General features: G+C 71.7%; 13 protein-coding genes. 8 read left to right on the top strand and 5 right to left on the bottom strand.

Annotation, left to right across the window (positions count from 1 at the left end):
* Positions 1 to 4 precede the first annotated feature (4 nt).
* Positions 5 to 1279, bottom strand: a complete 1275-nt coding sequence (locus ACIGEP_RS09020; RefSeq protein WP_396661288.1) for an ABC transporter substrate-binding protein — start codon at positions 1277 to 1279, stop codon at positions 5 to 7.
* Positions 1280 to 1668: 389 nt separating this feature from the next.
* Here ACIGEP_RS09020 and ACIGEP_RS09015 point away from each other — a divergent pair, with 389 nt between their 5' ends.
* The 8 genes from ACIGEP_RS09015 (at position 1669) to ACIGEP_RS08980 (ending at position 10166) form a co-directional block, all read left to right on the top strand.
* The gene (locus ACIGEP_RS09015; protein WP_396661970.1) at positions 1669 to 2796 is read left to right on the top strand and encodes a Gfo/Idh/MocA family protein; all 1128 of its coding nucleotides are present in this window, start codon (positions 1669 to 1671) and stop codon (positions 2794 to 2796) included.
* A 3-nt stretch (positions 2797 to 2799) separates the two neighbouring features.
* Entirely contained in the window at positions 2800 to 4002 is a 1203-nt protein-coding gene (locus ACIGEP_RS09010; protein WP_396661287.1) for a dihydrodipicolinate synthase family protein, read from the top strand.
* Positions 3999 to 4871 (top strand): sugar phosphate isomerase/epimerase family protein, encoded by an 873-nt coding sequence (locus ACIGEP_RS09005; protein WP_396661286.1) that lies wholly within the window; start codon positions 3999 to 4001, stop codon positions 4869 to 4871. Before ACIGEP_RS09010 ends, ACIGEP_RS09005 begins: the two co-directional genes overlap by 4 nt.
* Before the next feature lie 45 nt (positions 4872 to 4916).
* Complete coding sequence (locus ACIGEP_RS09000; RefSeq protein WP_396661285.1) at positions 4917 to 5960, top strand: LacI family DNA-binding transcriptional regulator; 1044 nt, start codon at positions 4917 to 4919, stop codon at positions 5958 to 5960.
* The gene (locus ACIGEP_RS08995; RefSeq protein WP_396661284.1) at positions 5957 to 7063 is read left to right on the top strand and encodes a glycerate kinase; all 1107 of its coding nucleotides are present in this window, start codon (positions 5957 to 5959) and stop codon (positions 7061 to 7063) included. Before ACIGEP_RS09000 ends, ACIGEP_RS08995 begins: the two co-directional genes overlap by 4 nt.
* Before the next feature lie 14 nt (positions 7064 to 7077).
* Positions 7078 to 9012, top strand: a complete 1935-nt coding sequence (locus ACIGEP_RS08990) for a DUF2264 domain-containing protein (protein WP_396661283.1) — start codon at positions 7078 to 7080, stop codon at positions 9010 to 9012.
* A gap of 192 nt (positions 9013 to 9204) precedes the next feature.
* Positions 9205 to 9615 (top strand): DUF4383 domain-containing protein, encoded by a 411-nt coding sequence (locus ACIGEP_RS08985; protein WP_396661282.1) that lies wholly within the window; start codon positions 9205 to 9207, stop codon positions 9613 to 9615.
* Positions 9615 to 10166, top strand: coding sequence for a hypothetical protein (locus ACIGEP_RS08980; RefSeq protein WP_396661281.1), 552 nt, complete (start codon positions 9615 to 9617; stop codon positions 10164 to 10166). Before ACIGEP_RS08985 ends, ACIGEP_RS08980 begins: the two co-directional genes overlap by 1 nt.
* 177 nt (positions 10167 to 10343) lie before the next feature.
* Here the strand turns inward: ACIGEP_RS08980 and araA are convergent, their stop codons facing one another.
* From araA to ACIGEP_RS08960, 4 genes are all read right to left on the bottom strand, one after another.
* Positions 10344 to 11846, bottom strand: a complete 1503-nt coding sequence (gene araA / locus ACIGEP_RS08975) for an L-arabinose isomerase (RefSeq protein ID WP_396661280.1) — start codon at positions 11844 to 11846, stop codon at positions 10344 to 10346.
* Entirely contained in the window at positions 11843 to 13510 is a 1668-nt protein-coding gene (locus tag ACIGEP_RS08970) for a xylulokinase (RefSeq protein WP_396661279.1), read from the bottom strand. Before ACIGEP_RS08970 ends, araA begins: the two co-directional genes overlap by 4 nt.
* Positions 13507 to 14202, bottom strand: coding sequence for an L-ribulose-5-phosphate 4-epimerase (locus tag ACIGEP_RS08965; RefSeq protein ID WP_396661278.1), 696 nt, complete (start codon positions 14200 to 14202; stop codon positions 13507 to 13509). Before ACIGEP_RS08965 ends, ACIGEP_RS08970 begins: the two co-directional genes overlap by 4 nt.
* A 69-nt stretch (positions 14203 to 14271) precedes the next feature.
* The gene (locus ACIGEP_RS08960; RefSeq protein ID WP_396661277.1) at positions 14272 to 15264 is read right to left on the bottom strand and encodes a LacI family DNA-binding transcriptional regulator; all 993 of its coding nucleotides are present in this window, start codon (positions 15262 to 15264) and stop codon (positions 14272 to 14274) included.
* Positions 15265 to 15347 lie beyond the last annotated feature (83 nt).

Genomic DNA, 15347 nt, shown 5'->3' with positions numbered 1-15347 from the left:
GAGATCACTTCATCTGATCGGTGGAGATCGTGTTGATGTTCTCGACGGTCTGCTCGAGCGTCTGCTCGCCGTTGAGGTACTTCACGGTCTCATCCTTCAGCGGCTCGCTGTCGATCGCGAGGCCGGTGTAGCTGTTCTTGAGGCCGTCGACGGTCTGACGCGCCGCGATCTCGGGCGACGCGGCGATCTCGCCGTTGTAGAGGTCGAACGCGTAGGCGTCGTCCTTGTACTCGATGTCGACGTCCTCGATCGCGGGCAGGCAGCCCGAGATCTCGCAGTACTCGGTGTAGTTCTCCGGCTGGTACATCCACTTCACGAAGTCGAGCGTCTCCTGCTCGACTCCTGTGCCGTCGTACGCGACGATCCAGGACGCGGCACCGTAGTTCGTCGAGCGGACCGGCTGCTGCGGCAGCGGCACCGAGATCCACTCGAAGTCCTTGATGTTGGCCTGGAAGTCGGCGATCTGCCAGACGCCCGACATGTAGCCGGCGACGCGACCGCTCTTGAAGGTCGCGCTGGGGTCGTCACCAGCGGCCCAGACGGCCTTCGGCAGGAAGCCGTCATCGTTCAGCTTCTTGAAGTACTCGAGCGCCGTGGCACCCTCGGAGTCGAGTGCCCAGGTGCCGTCGCTCTGCTCGGTGACGCCCTGGCTGCCGAACTCGAAGAGGAACGCGCGGAGGCGGTGCGCCGAGCTGTCGATGACGCCGCCGAACTCGGCATCCGTCTTGTCGACGACCTCGGACGCCTTCTCGACGTACTCGTCCCACGTCCACTGCTGGTCCAGCGTGGTGGGGTACTCGACGCCGGCCTCGTCCCAGAGGGTCTTGTTGAGGAACATGCCGACGCCGGTGAGGGTCGTCGGGAGCGCCTTGACCTTGCCGTCTTCGGGGTCCTCGACGCGCAGCGCGGGGATGACCTTCGCCTCTTCGGCGATGTCGGTGAGGTCGAGCATGCGGTCGGTCCACGCCGGGTCGGCGTCGGGCGCCGCAGCGAGCGCAGGCAGGTCGTTGGCCTGCGAAGCGGTGCGGAGACGGGTACGGAGGTCGTCGTTCGGGACCTCGACGACCTTGACCTTGACGCCGGTCTCCTCCTCGTACTTCTTCGCGAGCATGGCGTAGCCGCCACCCTGTGCGGCGTCGCCCGACTGGACGAACTCGAGGGTGACGTCCTGACCTTCGCCGCTGCCGCCGCCGTTGGACGACGAGCAGCCGGCGAGCACGAGAGCGCCCACCGCTGCGGCGATGACTGTGGCGGTACGGATGGTGCGGGAACTCTTCACTGCTTCTCCTTCGCGTGCGCTCCTCGGTGAGCGCGGGGTGAGTCATGAGCGGGCAACCGGGTATTTGTCGGCATGTCATGACAAGGGGTGCTCATAAGGTAACCCCGAGACGGTTTCGCGGCAAGCGCTTACCTGTGTCGGATATGTAACGTCTTTGCGACAACCCCCTCCATCCTCTCCCGGACGGGGTTGCGGAGCCTCATCCGATCGTTCTTGCGGATTCCGGACAGCGATGACACACTGAAGGGAAAGCGCTTACCCGCACTGGGCGGGCCCCACGCCGCGCGGAGAACCAGACGAAGGACCACACCGTGTCAGAGACGACCATCACCGCTCCCGCCCCGGCGGCTGCTCCCGCCGCCCCTGCCGTCCGCGAGATCGGCATCATCATGAACGGCGTCTCGGGCCGCATGGGATACCGTCAGCACCTCGTGCGCTCCATCCTCGCGATCCGCGACCAGGGCGGCATCGAGCTGCCCGACGGGTCGAAGGTCACGGTCAAGCCGCTCCTCGTGGGTCGCAGCGAGGCGAAGCTCGCCGAGCTCGCTGCGAAGCACGGCATCGAGGACTACACGACCGATCTGGATGCCGCGCTCGCCGACCCGCGCTGGGAGATCTACGCCGACTTCCTCGTGACGAAGGCGCGGGCCACGGCGCTGCGCAAGGCGATCGCCGCCGGCAAGACGATCTACACCGAGAAGCCGACCGCCGAGTCCCTCGAAGAGGCACTCGAACTCGCGAAGCTCGCCGCCGAGGCGGGCGTCAAGACCGGCGTCGTGCACGACAAGCTCTACCTGCCCGGCCTGCAGAAGCTCAAGCGCCTGATCGACTCGGGCTTCTTCGGCCGCATCCTCTCCGTCCGCGGCGAGTTCGGCTACTGGGTCTTCGAGGGCGACTGGCAGCCCGCGCAGCGCCCCTCGTGGAACTACCGTGCCGAGGACGGTGGCGGCATCATCGTCGACATGTTCCCGCACTGGAACTACGTGCTCGAGAACCTCTTCGGCAAGGTCGACTCCGTCTACGCGCAGGCGGCTGTGCACATCGCCGACCGCTGGGACGAGAAGGGCGAGCACTACACCGCCACCGCCGAGGACGCCGCCTACGGCGTGTTCGAGCTCGAGGGCGGCGTCGTCGCGCAGATCAACTCCTCGTGGACCGTCCGCGTCAACCGCGACGAGCTCGTGGAGTTCCACGTCGACGGCACGCACGGCTCGGCCGTCGTGGGCCTGTTCGGCGCCAAGATCCAGCCGCGCAACGCGACGCCCAAGCCGGTGTGGAACCCCGACCTCGAGGACTCGCACGACTACGACGCCGACTGGCAGCAGGTGCCGACGAACGACGTCTTCATGAACGGCTTCCGCCAGCAGTGGGAGGAGTTCCTCGTCTCGTACGTCGAGGGAACCGACTACGAGTTCGACCTCCTCGCGGGTGCACGCGGCGTGCAGCTGGCTGAGGCGGGCCTGCGCTCGAGCCGCGAGCGTCGCAAGGTCGAGCTCGACGCGCTCACGCTGGACTGAGCCGTGACCGATCTCACCCTGCTGTCGGGCGACGGCGTCCTCCGCCGCGTCCCGCTCGTCGACACGTCCGGCTACACGCGCCCCGACGGAGCACTCCGCAGCCGCGTCGCCTACGCCGCGGCACACGTCGTGCCGAAGACCCACGCCGACAACACCCCCGGGCAGCCGGCCGACATCGATTGGGAGGCGACGCTCGCGTTCCGACGCAACGTCTACTCCTGGGGCCTGGGCGTCGCCGACGCGATGGACACCGCGCAGCGCAACATGGGCCTGGATGCCGCGGCGACCCGTGAGCTGATCTCCCGCTCCGCCGAGGTGGCCCGCGAAGAGGGCGGCTCCGTCGTCGTCGGCGTGAACACCGACCACGTCGAGGAGGAGCGGATCACGCTCGACGAGGTCGTCTCGGCCTACCTCGAGCAGCTCCACTTCACCGAGGAACAGGGTGCCGGCCCCGTGCTCATGGCGTCCCGCCACCTCGCCCGCGTCGCCGAGAGCGCCGATGACTACCGCCGGGTCTACGACGCAGTGCTCTCGCGCGCGTCCGGCCCGGTCGTGCTGCACTGGCTCGGCACCGCCTTCGATCCGCAGCTGGCGGGCTACTTCGGGGCGGCCGACTGGCAGACCGCGTCGGCCGTGCTGCTGGAGGTCATCGAGGCGAACGTCGACAAGGTCGCGGGTGTCAAGATGAGCCTGCTCGACGCGGCCTCCGAGGTCTCGGTGCGCGAGCGCCTGCCCGAGTCCGTGCGTATGTTCACGGGCGACGACTTCAACTACGTCGGCCTCATCGGCGGCGCCGACGTGCCCGACGCACCGCAGCCGACGCGCGACCCGGCATCCGCCCGGCAGCACTCGGACGCACTGCTCGGGGCGTTCGCCGCGCTGACCCCCGTCGCGTCGGCGGCCATCCAGGCGCTCGACGCGGGCGACCCGGCCCGCTACCTCGAGGTGCTCGCCCCCACCGAGGCGCTGTCACGTCAGGTGTTCGCCGCTCCCACGTTCTACTACAAGACCGGCGTGGCCTTCCTCGCCTGGCTCAACGGGCACCAGCCCGCGTTCCAGATGGTCGGCGGGCTGCACTCCGCACGCAGCCTGCCTCACCTCTCGCGCATCGTCGAGCTCGCGAACGAGGCGAAGGCGTTCGAGCGTCCCGAGCTGGCCGCAGAGCGGTGGAACGGGATGCTGCGGCTGAACGGTCTCGACGCGTGAGCGCCGTCGACCCGCGCCTGTCGATCAATCAAGGCACGATCAAGCACGCCGACCTCGCGACCGCGCTGCGCGTGACCGCAGCGGCGGGAGTGCAGTCGATCGGTCTGTGGCGCGAGCCGGTGCAGGAGGTCGGGCTGCAGACCGCCGCCTCGATGCTGACCGATTCGGGCCTGCGGTTCTCGACGCACTGCCGCTCGGGCTTCTTCACGATGCCCGAGGGCCCGGCCCGTCGCGCGTCGATCGACGACAACCGTGTCGCCATCGACGAGGCGGCCACGCTCGCCGCGGCCGGTGCCCCCGGTTCGGAGGCCGTGCTCGTGCTCGTGGCCGGCGGACTGCCCGACGGCTCCCGCGACCTGCTCGGTGCCCGGGAGCGGGTGCGCGACGCGTTGGGAGAACTCGCGCCCTTCGCGGCCGAGGCCGGAGTGACGCTTGCGATCGAGCCGCTGCATCCGATGTACGCGACCGACCGGTGCGTCGTCTCGACGCTCGGGCAGGCGCTCGACCTCGCGGCGGACTTCGACCCGTCGGTCGTGGGCGTCGCCGTCGACACGTTCCACATCTTCTGGGATCCCGACGTCCTCGACTCGATCGCGCGTGCCGGCCGCGAGGGCCGGATCGCGACGTACCAGGTCTGCGACTGGAAGACCCCGCTCCCGGCGGACGTCCTGCTCGGCCGGCACTATCCGGGCGACGGCGTGATCGACCTGGCGGGCCTCACCCGCGCCGTCGTCGACACGGGGTACACGGGCGACATCGAGGTGGAGATCTTCAACGCGGATGTGTGGGCCACCGAGCCGCTCGAGGCGGTTCGCCGGACCGTGGCGGGGTTCGCGGCATCCGTGTCGCCGCACCTCGTCGGTCGATGACGGGTCGCGGCGGGCACGCCGAGGGCCGCCCGTAGACTTCGCACCATGACGGACCGTACCCTGCGTCGACCGGGCCCTTCGGGCGCGGTGACCCTCGACGACGTCGCACGCGAGGCGGGCGTGTCGCTCGCGACCGCGTCGCGCGCCCTCAACGGCTCGACCCGCAAGGTCGCGGACTCGTACCGCGAGCGCGTCGAGGCGGCCGCGGCCCGTCTCGGTTACACCGCGAACCTCTCGGCGCAGGCGACCGCGCGCGGGACCTCGGCGATCATCGCACTGCTGGTGGCCGACATCGCCGACCCCTACTTCGGGCTCATCGCCTCGGGTGTCGCCCGCGGAGCGGATGAGGCCGGCCTCGTCGTCACGGTGGCGATCACCGAACGCGACGCGGAACGCGAGGTGCGCCTCGTCCGCGCACTGCGCGGCCAGCGTCCGCGCGGACTCATCCTCGCCGCGTCGCGCACGTCGGCCGGCCCCGCCCCCGAGCTCACCCGTGAACTCGACCTGCTCGCCGCGATGGGCGGTCAGGTCGTCGCCCTCGGCCCCGGAGCGGGGAGCGTGCGCTCGCTCGTCCTCGACAACCGCGCGGGGGCCGAGGCTCTCGGACGTGCGCTCGTCGAGCGCGGCTACCGCCGGGCGATCGTCCTCGCCGCCGAGGAGGGGACCGCGACGAGCGACACCCGTCTCGACGGCTTCCGCGCCGGCTTCACGGGCGGCGGCGGCGAAGAGCCCCGCGTCTACCGCGGCGGGTTCACCCGCGAGTCCGGCTACGAGGCGATGACCCGTGCGCTCGCGAACGGCGTCGAGGCGGGCACGGTCGTGTTCGGCATCAGCGACGTCGTCGCGATCGGCGCGCTGACGGCGATCCGCGCGGCCGGGCGCACCGCCGGCGCCGACATCGCCCTGGCGGGCTTCGACGACATCCCCACCGGTCGCGACGTGACACCCGCCCTCACCACCGTGCACGTCCCGCTCGAAGAGGTCGGCTACCAGGCGTTCCGCGCCGCGACCGACGCCCAGTGGGAGCCGCATCCCGACGATCTCCGGCTCGACGTGCTGCTGCGCGAGAGCACCCCGCCGCGCGCATGACCCTCGTCGTCGCCCTCGACAGTCTCAAGGGCTCGCTTCCTGCCGCCGCGGCATCCGTCGCGTTCGCGGCGGGATGGCGCGAGGTCGACCCGACGGCCGACGTCGTCCTGCGCCCGATGGCGGACGGGGGCGAGGGGACGCTCGACGCCTTCGCCGCCGCCGTCCCCGGGGCGAACCGGCAGCCGGTTCGGGTGCGCGGCCCCCGCGGTACCCCGGTCGACGCCTCCTGGCTGCTGCTCCCCGACGGGACGGGTGTCGTCGAGCTCGCATCTACGAGCGGCATCGAGCTCCTCGGGGAGGACCGCCTGCCCTGGGACGCCGACACGACCGGCTTCGGGCAGGCGATCGCCGCAGCGCTGGACGCAGGAGTGGACCGGCTCGTCCTCGGTATCGGGTCGTCCGCCTCGACCGACGGGGGGAGCGGGATGCTGCGGGCCCTCGGTGCGCGCATGGTCGACGCCGACGGGCGCGACGTCCCCGCGGGCGCGCGCGGGCTCGCCGCGGTCTCGGCGATCGACTTCTCCCACCTGCTCGCCCCGCCGGCCGGCGGCGTCACGGTGCTCAGCGACGTGACCAACCCGCTCACGGGACCGGCGGGCGCCGCCGCTGTCTTCGGCCCGCAGAAGGGCCTGACGGCCGCGGACGTCGAGGTGGTCGACGGTGTGCTCGAGCGCTACGCCGCCTGCATCGCCCGACGTGTCCCCGCCGCCGACCCCCTCCTGCCGGGCGCGGGAGCGGCGGGTGGCACGGGCTTCGCCCTCGCCGCCTGGGGCGCCGAGCTGGTGCCCGGCGCGCAGCGCGTCGCCGACCTCGTGGATCTGGCCGGGGCGGTGGCCGCGGCATCCCTCGTCGTCACGGGCGAGGGCTCGTTCGACGGGCAGTCCGCCGCGGGCAAGGTGCCCGGTTTCGTCCACGGGCTGGCCACGGCGCACGGTGTGCCCGTCGCGGTCGTCGCCGGGCGGATCGGACCGGATGCCGACACGTCGGGCTTCGCGCACGCGATCTCGCTGACCGAGCTCGCGGGCAGCGCCGCCGCATCCATGGCCGATCCGTCGCGGTGGCTGACCGAAGCCGGGCGGCGCCTGGCCCAGCGGAGAACCTGACCGGGAGGTCGTCCATGGCAGCCGACGCGCGATCCGAACGACGGGAATGGTCCCGCGACGACTGGGTCGCGTACGCCGACCGGCTGCTGGATGGCGCCCAGCGGCACGCGACGGCGGGCGGCGGACGCATCCACTTCCCGGGTGCCGAAGGCGGCTACGGCCACGACATCGACGGCCTGGAGGGGTTCGCCCGCACGCTGCTGGTCGCCGGCTTCCGCATCGCGAGTGCGCGGGGCGAGGGTGTCGACGAGCTGCTCGCGTTCGTCCGCAGAGGTGTCGCCTCCGGCGTCGATCCGCAGGCACCGGACCGGTGGGTGCGCCCGGACGAGCACGGGCAGGCGAAGGTCGAAGCGGCATCCATCGCGATCGTCCTCGACCTGACCCGGCCGTGGGTCTGGGACACCCTCGACGCCGTCACACGGCAGCGGGCGATCGACTGGTTCGCGTCGGTGGTGGGCGACGACGGCTACCCGCGCAACAACTGGGTGTGGTTCCGGATCGTCGTGCAGACCTTCCTGCGATCGGTGGGTGGGCCGTGGTCGGCGGACGACATCGCGGCCGACCTCGCTCGGCACGACTCCTTCATCCGCGACGACGGCTGGCTCTCCGACGGTGATGATCGCTCGTACGACCACTACGTCGGGTGGGCGCTGCACACGTACCCGATCCTGTGGTCGCGGATGTCGGGGGCGGCGGACCTCGCCGCCGGCAGGACGGCGGGCGACATCGCCCGACTGGATAGCTTCCTCGACGATGCGCTCGCTCTGGTCGGTGCCGACGGGTCGCCGCTCATCCAGGGGCGCAGCCTCATCTACCGCTTCGCCGCGGCCGCCGTCTTCTGGATCGGTGTGATCGCCGAGGCGCCCTCCCACGCGCCCGGCAGACTGCGGCATGCGGCCGAAGCCGTCGTCCGCCACTTCGCCGACCGGGGTGTCCCCGACGCCGACGGCGTCCTCACGATGGGCTGGCACGGCCCGTGGCGCGCGATGGCGCAGTCGTACTCCGGGCCGGGGTCGCCCTACTGGGCGGTGAAGGGACTCATGGGCATCATGCTTCCCGCCGACCACCCGGTGTGGACCGCCGCCCCCGAGCCGCTGCCCGTCGAGGCGGGCGACGCGCTCCGCGCGGTGCGCTCGCCGGGCTGGATCATCTCAGCCACCCGCGACGACGGGATCGTCCGCGTCGTCAACCACGGCAAGGACCACGCGCAGCCGGGCACCGTGTCGACGGACTCGCCGCTGTACGCCCGCATCGGCTACTCCACCGCGACCGCGCCGCTGCTCGACGCGCGGGCCTGGGCGGAACCGCTCGAGCAGTCCGTCGTGCTGCGGGCGCCCGACGGGCGGGCGACGCATCGCGCCGGGATGCGCCTGCGGGGCGTTCGGATCGACGGAATTGCGGACGAGAAGGTGGGGGTGGCTGCGGCGGTCTGGGACGCCCACTGGGTCACGACCGACGCGCCGACCCGCAACCACGGTCCGGGGTTCGCGGGCGTCGGCCGTCGTGCCGGTCGCCTGCGGGTGGATTCGCTCGTGCGGGGCGGCCTCGAGGTCCGCCTCGTCCGCGTCGAGGAACTCGCCCCCGGCGTGGCCCCCGAGGAGGTGCGCCTGCGGGTCGGCGGCTGGGCCGTAGCCGGCGACGATCCCGAGGCTCGCATCGACGGCGCCGAGGCGGTCGCCGTCGCCGGTGCGTTGCGCAGCGGCATCCGCTCGCACTCGGGAGGGACGGCGGAGGTCGTGACGAGGGCGGATGCCGGGCCGCTCGGCGCGCGCATCGCGGTGCCCGTCGTCGACCTCGACGTGGCGGTCGGGCGCGTTGCCGCCGTCGTGCTCGACCTGCGCGGCGCGGGGTTGTACGCGCGTCTCGAGGTGTCCGTTCGTGTCGAGGGCGAGGCGGTTGAGGTCGTCTGGCCGGACGGGACCCGCACGAGGACGCTGTTGCGGGACTGACCGCTGTTCACAGCCTGCTCATAGCACCGAAGGTCTGCGGCCACAACCGCTATGCCGCGGGGTGAGCACCTCCCTACTGTCGGCGACGACGCATCCGACGCAATCCGTTCGGGGCGTCGCACCGAATGTCTTGCAGCACCACATGTCTGCAGGGCCCGCGGCATCCGCCGCATCACACGGAGGGACAATCCCATGACCAGCTCACCCAACCGCCTCGTCGCCGTCATCTTCGGCGCCGTCTACATCCTCGTCGGGCTGCTCGGCTTCGCCGTGACCGGTGGCGTGGACTTCCTCGCCACGGACGGCCAGCTGCTGCTCGGCATCTTCATGGTCAACCCGCTGCACAACGTCGCGCACCTTCTCATCGGAGCGGCGCTGCTCATCGGCGGTCTGTCCAACGTCCGCGCCGCCAAGGGCGTCAACATCGTCGTCGGTGCCGCGTACCTGCTGCTCGGCGTCGTGGGCTTCTTCCTCGTCGGCACCGCCGCGAACATCCTGGCGCTGAACACCGCCGACCACTTCCTGCACCTGGCCAGCGCGCTCGTGCTGCTCGGCGTCGGCATCGCCGCTGACAAGCAGGTCTCGGCTCGCGCGGCCGTCTGATGTCGCCGTCCGTCCTGGTCCGTTCCTGGCCCGCGCTCGCCGCGTGGGGCGCGGGACTGCTGCAGCTCGGACTGGGCGCGGGCGCCATCGTGAAGGGCGTCGACGCTGCTGATCGCGGCGTCGGCGTCCTTCTCGCCACCATCGGGGCCGGCACCGTCGCGTGGGGGGTCTTCGCCCTGATGCGGGGGCGGGTCATCGCTCCGCGCGCCGGCATCGTGATCTCGCTCGCGGGTCTTCTCGCCGTGACCGCCCTGCTGGTGGTCGGTCCGCCGCAGACCAGCATCTACCCCGTCGTCGTCTCGGCCGGGCTGGGCCTGGCGCTCGGCGTCGTCTCAGCGGTCGCCCTCCGCAGGGCGGACCGTTCGCGCTCGTCGAGTCCGGCCGCACGCACCGCGGCCCGCACGAGCGTCGGCGGGCTGATCGTCGGGGCGTTCCTGATGGCGGGTCTCGTGACCCCCGCTCTCGCGGCCACGCCCATCGGCAGCGATGCGCCCGGCGCCGAGGTCAACGAGGTCTTCATGCCCGGGCACGGCGGACACGGCGGGCACTGACTCCCCGTCCGCTCCGTATCGCGCTCACGGATGCAACAGATCCGCGGCGACACGCCGACGCCTGAGGGGATGCAGCGGCGCGCCGCCCGGCATCCATTGCATCGCGTGACACCCGCCACGACTCGACACGCGAAACGCCCCGGCGCCGCAAGGATGCCGGGGCGTTCCGCACGTCCCTTACAGCCCGCGCGCGAGGCGGTAGTACGCCTGGTTCCAGCGGAGCTCCTTCTGGAATCCGCGCACCGTCGTGTCCTCGTCGATGACGAGCAGCTCGGTGCCGGCGATCTCGGCGAAGTCGCGGAACACCTCGATGCACACGGCCGTCGTCATGACGGTGTGGTGTGCGGCGCCCGCCGCGAGCCAGCAGGATGCCGAGGTCGCGAAGTCGGGCGACGGCTTCCAGACGGCGCGGCCGACCGGCAGCTTCGGCAGGTCGGGGGCGTCGACGTTCTCGACGACGTTCGCGACGAGGCGGAACCGGTCGCGCATGTCGCTCATCGCGACCACGAGCGCGGGACCCGCGTCCGCCGTGAAGACGAGACGGACGGGGTCGGCCTTGCCGCCGATGCCGAGCTCGTGCACCTCGAGGCGCGGCTTCGACGTCGTCAGCGACGGCGAGACCTCGAGCATGTGGGCGCCGAGGATCCGCTCGTTACCGGGGACGAGGTCGTACGTGTAGTCCTCCATGAGGCTCGCTCCACCGGGCAGCCCCGAGCCCATGACGTTCGCGACGCGGACGAGGATCGCGGTCTTCCAGTCGCCCTCGGCGCCGAAGCCGTAGCCCTCGGCCATCAGGCGCTGCACGGCGAGACCGGGCAGCTGCGTCAGCGCACCCAGGTCCTCGAACGACGTCGTGAACGCTCCGAAGCCGCCTGCTTCGAGGAACGAGCGCAGCCCGATCTCGATCGCCGCGCCGTCGCGCAGCGACTGGTGCCGCTCGGCTCCCGGCAGCAGCTCGTCGGCCACGTCGTAGGAGGCGACGTACTCCTCGACGAGGGCGTCGATCTGCGCCTCGGATGCCTGGGCCACGGCATCCGCCAACTCGTTCACGCCCCACGTGTTCACCTGCACGCCGAACTGCAGCTCGGCCTCGGTCTTGTCGCCCTCGGTGACGGCGACGTAGCGCATGTTGTCGCCGAAGCGCGCGAGCTTGAGGGTGTTCACGGCCTGCCAGCCCGCGGCGGCGCGCTCCCAATCCTCGATCTGCTGCACGACGACCGGGTTCGAGACGTGGCCGACGACCGTCTTGCGCGGCACGCCCAGGCGCGTCTGGATGTACCCGAACTCGCGGTCGCCGTGGGCGGCCTGGTTGAGGTTCATGAAGTCGAAGTCGATGTCGTTCCAGGGCAGCTCGACGTTCGCCTGCGTGTGCAGGTGCAGCAGGGGCTTGCGGAGTGCGTCGAGGCCCGAGATCCACATCTTGGCGGGGCTGAAGGTGTGCATCCAGGCGATGACGCCGATGACCGAATCGTCCGCGTTGGCGTCGAGCGCGAGTCGCTTGATCGAGTCCGAGTCCTTCAGGACGGGCTTCCACTCGACGGTCACCGGAAGACCGGCGAGGCCCTCGGCGACGGCCTGCGACTGCTCGGCGACCTGGCGCAGCGTCTCCTCGCCGTAGAGGTTCTGGCTGCCGGTGACGAACCAGACGGTGTACTGCTCGAGGCTGGTGGAGAGGGTCATGCTGTTCCTTCGTTCGATGAGCGGATGCCGCGCAGCGGCAGTGCGGTGACGGCGGCGGCCTCGGCGGCGAGACCAGCGCGGTAGCGGGTGAGGTAGTCGGCGAACCCGGCGACGTCCGCCGGATCCGGGTCCACGGTGACGGATGCCGCCCCCGCGAACACGTGGTCGGTGAGGTAGGCGGCAAGCTCCGGGGACGCGTCCTGTCGCTCGGTTGCCGCTCCGGTGGCATCCCGCGTCCCCGGAACGTCGCGCTGCGCTGCCGCGAACGCCGCGAGCACGGCCATGCCCCACGCGCCGCCCTCTGCCGCCGTGTCGCCGACCGTGACGGGAGCGTCGAGGGCTCCGGCAAGGAAGCGCTGCGCGACCCCCGCGGTGCGGAACACCCCGCCGTGGGCGAACATCTGGTCGAGCCCGACACCCTCCTCAGCGAGGGTCTGCATGCCGATCGCCAGCGTCGCGAAAACGCCGTAGACCTGTGCCCGCATGACGTTCGCGAGCGAGAACTCCGCGTCCGGCGTGCGCACGACGAGCGGGCGGCCCTCGTCGAGGCCGGCGATCGGCTCGCCGCTCAAGTGGTTGTACGCGAGCACGCCGCCGGCATCCGCGGCGCCCTCGAGGGCTTCGCGCAGGAGCGTCTCGTAGACGGCATCGTTCGTCAGCGACTGACCGGATGCCGCGGCGAACCGCGAGAACAGCGACACGAACGACGCCAGCTCGCTCGCGCCGTTGTTGCAGTGGACCATGGCGACCGGATCGCCCGCGGGCGTGGTGACGAGGTCGATCTCGGTGTGCACCCGCTCGAGCGGGCGCTCGAGGACGACCATCGCGAAGATGCTCGTGCCGGCGCTGACGTTGCCGGTGCGCGGCGAGACCGCATTCGTGGCGACCATGCCGGTGCCGGCGTCGCCCTCGGCGGGGGCCGCCACGGCACCCGGCCGGAGCGTTCCGGTGGGGTCGAGGAGGGCGGCGCCCTCGGCGCTGAGGGTCCCGGCGTCCGCTCCCGCGGGGAGCACCTCGGGCAGCAGGTCCGTGAGGCTGCGGCCCGCGAGGAATCCCGTGGCGTGCGCGTCGTACGCGGCCACGCGCTCGCGGTCGTACTGGCCGTCCGAGCCGACGGGGAACATGCCCGACGCGTCGCCGACGCCCAGCGCGAAACGTCCGGTGAGCTTCTCATGCACCCACCCGGCGAGGGTGTTGATCTTCGCCAGCGAGGCGAGGTGCGCCTCGTCGTCGAGGATCGCCTGGTGCAGATGGGCGATCGACCAGCGCAGCGGGATGTTGACGCCGAGCAGCTCGGTCAGCTCGGCCGCGGCGGCCCCCGTGGAGGTGTTGCGCCAAGTGCGGAACGGAACGAGGAGGTTGCCGCCCTCGTCGAAGGCGAGGTAGCCGTGCATCATCGCCGAGACGCCGATGCCGGCGAGCTCGGTAAGCTCTGCGCCCTGGCGACGGACGTCGGCGACGAGGTCGGCGTAGGCCGCCTGCAGCCCCGACCAGATGGCGTCCTCGGCGTAGGTCCAGACGCCGTCTTCGAGCGCGTTCTCCCACTCGTGGCTGCCGACGGCGAGCACGGTGGTCGGGTTCTCCGCGTCGACGAGGCAGGCCTTGATGCGGGTCGATCCGAGCTCGATGCCCAGCGATGTCCGGCCGGAAGCGATGGCGCTCATCGGCGGGCGTCCGTGCTCTGACCGTACACGTTCTGGTAGCGGTTGTAGAGGGCGTCGATCTTGTCCTGCGGGATGGGGATCAGCTCACCGCCCTGGCGGGCGAAGTGCACCGTGCGAGCGGCGTCCTCGCACATGACGGCGGCCTTGACGGCATCCTTCGCGCTGACGCCGATCGTGAACGGGCCGTGGTTCTGCATGAGCACGGCGCGGGAGCGGTGGCCGCGCAGCGTCTCGACGATGCCCCGGCCGATCGAGTCGTCGCCGATGATCGCGAACGGTCCGACGGGGATCGGACCGCCGAACTCGTCGGCCATGCCCGTGATGACGCAGGGGATCTCCTCGCCGCGCGCGGCCCACGCCACGGCGTAGGGGGAGTGGGTGTGCACGACGCCGCCGACCTCGGGCATGTTCCGGTAGACGTAGGCGTGCGCGGCGGTGTCGCTCGACGGAGCGCGATCGCTGCCCGGACTGCCGGGCACGACGTTGCCGTCGAGGTCGCAGAGGATCATATTCTCGGGTGCGAGGTCGTCGTACGAGACGCCCGACGGCTTGATGACGAAGAGGTCCGCGCCGGGAACGCGGCCCGAGACGTTGCCTCCGGTCCAGATGACGAGGCCGTAGCGGACGAGTTCGGCGTGCAGGGCGGCGACGTCCGCGCGGACGTCGGCGATCGCCTCATCGAGATCGGTCATGTCGTCGATGTTATCGGTAACATCGCGGCTTCGCCACGGTAGGCCGCTAGACGCCGCACCCCGCCGGACTCAGCCGCGCGGCGCGCCCGTCGACGCGCGTGCGATGAGCACCGGCTCGGCGACCTCGCCCGGCGCCGGCAGCCCGAGCGCCTCGGCGACGACGCGACGCGCCTCGCCCGCCGTGTCGACACGCACCGTCGTGAGCGCGGGGGTGTAGAAGGCGGCATCCGCGTTGTCGTCGAACCCGGTCACCGAGACGTCCTCGGGCACGCGCAACCCTGCGGCGACGAGACCCGCGATGAGCCCCAGCGCCATCTGGTCGTTCGCCGCGGCGACGGCGGTCGGGCCGTCTGAACTTCGGACGGCCGCAGCCACCTCGTGTGCGACGGCCGCGCCTGCTGCCGCGCTCCAGTCCCCCCGCCAGATCGCCGCGGGACGGATGCCGGCGGTCGCCGCCGCTGCGGCGGCGCCCTCGTCGCGGGCCGTCGCCTCGAGCCAGTCCGCAGGCCCCGCCAGCAGCGCGATGCGGCGGTGTCCGAGCCCGACGAGGTGGTCGATCGCGAGCGCGGCGCCCCTCCGCTGGCGCTCGGCGCCTGCGCCAGTGTGCAGCGCGGCGAGCGGGGTGTCACCGGCGACCTCCCGCAGTGCCGGCAGGGTCGCGGTGTGCGCCGCCACGACGATGAGCGCATCCACCCCCTGCGACAGCAGGCGCTGGGCGGCATCGGTGACGGATGCCGGGTCCGCGGCATCCGCGTAAGCCGTCGCCAACCAGCGGTCCGCCTCACGAGCCGCCGTGTCGAGGGCGGCGATGCCGGCGCCGGGCCCCCACAGGGTCGCGTCGGAGGCGACGACCCCGACGGTCCGGGTCGTCGAGGTGCCGAGGGCCCGGGCGGCGTTGTTGACGCGGTAGCCGAGCTCGGCCATGGCGGCCTCGACGCGGGCGCGGGTTTCGGGTCGCAGGTTAGGGCTGTCGTTGATGACTCGTGAGACGGTCTGCGTCGACACCCCGGCGCGCGCGGCGACGTCGCGCACGCCGGCGCGCATCGTCCCGGCCCGTCCCATGGCGCTCACTGTAGCGGGCGCCATCTCATGCGGATGCGGCCGCTGTCGAGCACCCGGCTCTATCCCGCACCCGCGGTTAACGT

It is taken from the genome of Microbacterium sp. NPDC077663 (assembly GCF_044542795.1).
Taxonomy (GTDB): domain Bacteria; phylum Actinomycetota; class Actinomycetes; order Actinomycetales; family Microbacteriaceae; genus Microbacterium.
The sequence above is the reverse complement of the archived record's forward strand: the minus strand, read 5'-3'. Positions and strand labels throughout refer to the sequence as shown.

Bases quoted from the DNA above. Each gene is read 5' to 3' on its own strand.
- ACIGEP_RS08965 (WP_396661278.1), bottom strand. From the start codon at position 14,202: ATGACCGATCTCGATGAGGCGATCGCCGACGTCCGCGCGGACGTCGCC.
- ACIGEP_RS08985 (WP_396661282.1), top strand. From the start codon at position 9,205: ATGACCAGCTCACCCAACCGCCTCGTCGCCGTCATCTTCGGCGCCGTC.
- ACIGEP_RS08980 (WP_396661281.1), top strand. From the start codon at position 9,615: ATGTCGCCGTCCGTCCTGGTCCGTTCCTGGCCCGCGCTCGCCGCGTGG.
- ACIGEP_RS08990 (WP_396661283.1), top strand. From the start codon at position 7,078: ATGGCAGCCGACGCGCGATCCGAACGACGGGAATGGTCCCGCGACGAC.
- ACIGEP_RS09015 (WP_396661970.1), top strand. From the start codon at position 1,669: ATGAACGGCGTCTCGGGCCGCATGGGATACCGTCAGCACCTCGTGCGC.
- ACIGEP_RS08970 (WP_396661279.1), bottom strand. From the start codon at position 13,510: ATGAGCGCCATCGCTTCCGGCCGGACATCGCTGGGCATCGAGCTCGGA.
- araA (WP_396661280.1), bottom strand. From the start codon at position 11,846: ATGACCCTCTCCACCAGCCTCGAGCAGTACACCGTCTGGTTCGTCACC.
- ACIGEP_RS08995 (WP_396661284.1), top strand. From the start codon at position 5,957: ATGACCCTCGTCGTCGCCCTCGACAGTCTCAAGGGCTCGCTTCCTGCC.
- ACIGEP_RS09000 (WP_396661285.1), top strand. From the start codon at position 4,917: ATGACGGACCGTACCCTGCGTCGACCGGGCCCTTCGGGCGCGGTGACC.
- ACIGEP_RS08960 (WP_396661277.1), bottom strand. From the start codon at position 15,264: ATGGGACGGGCCGGGACGATGCGCGCCGGCGTGCGCGACGTCGCCGCG.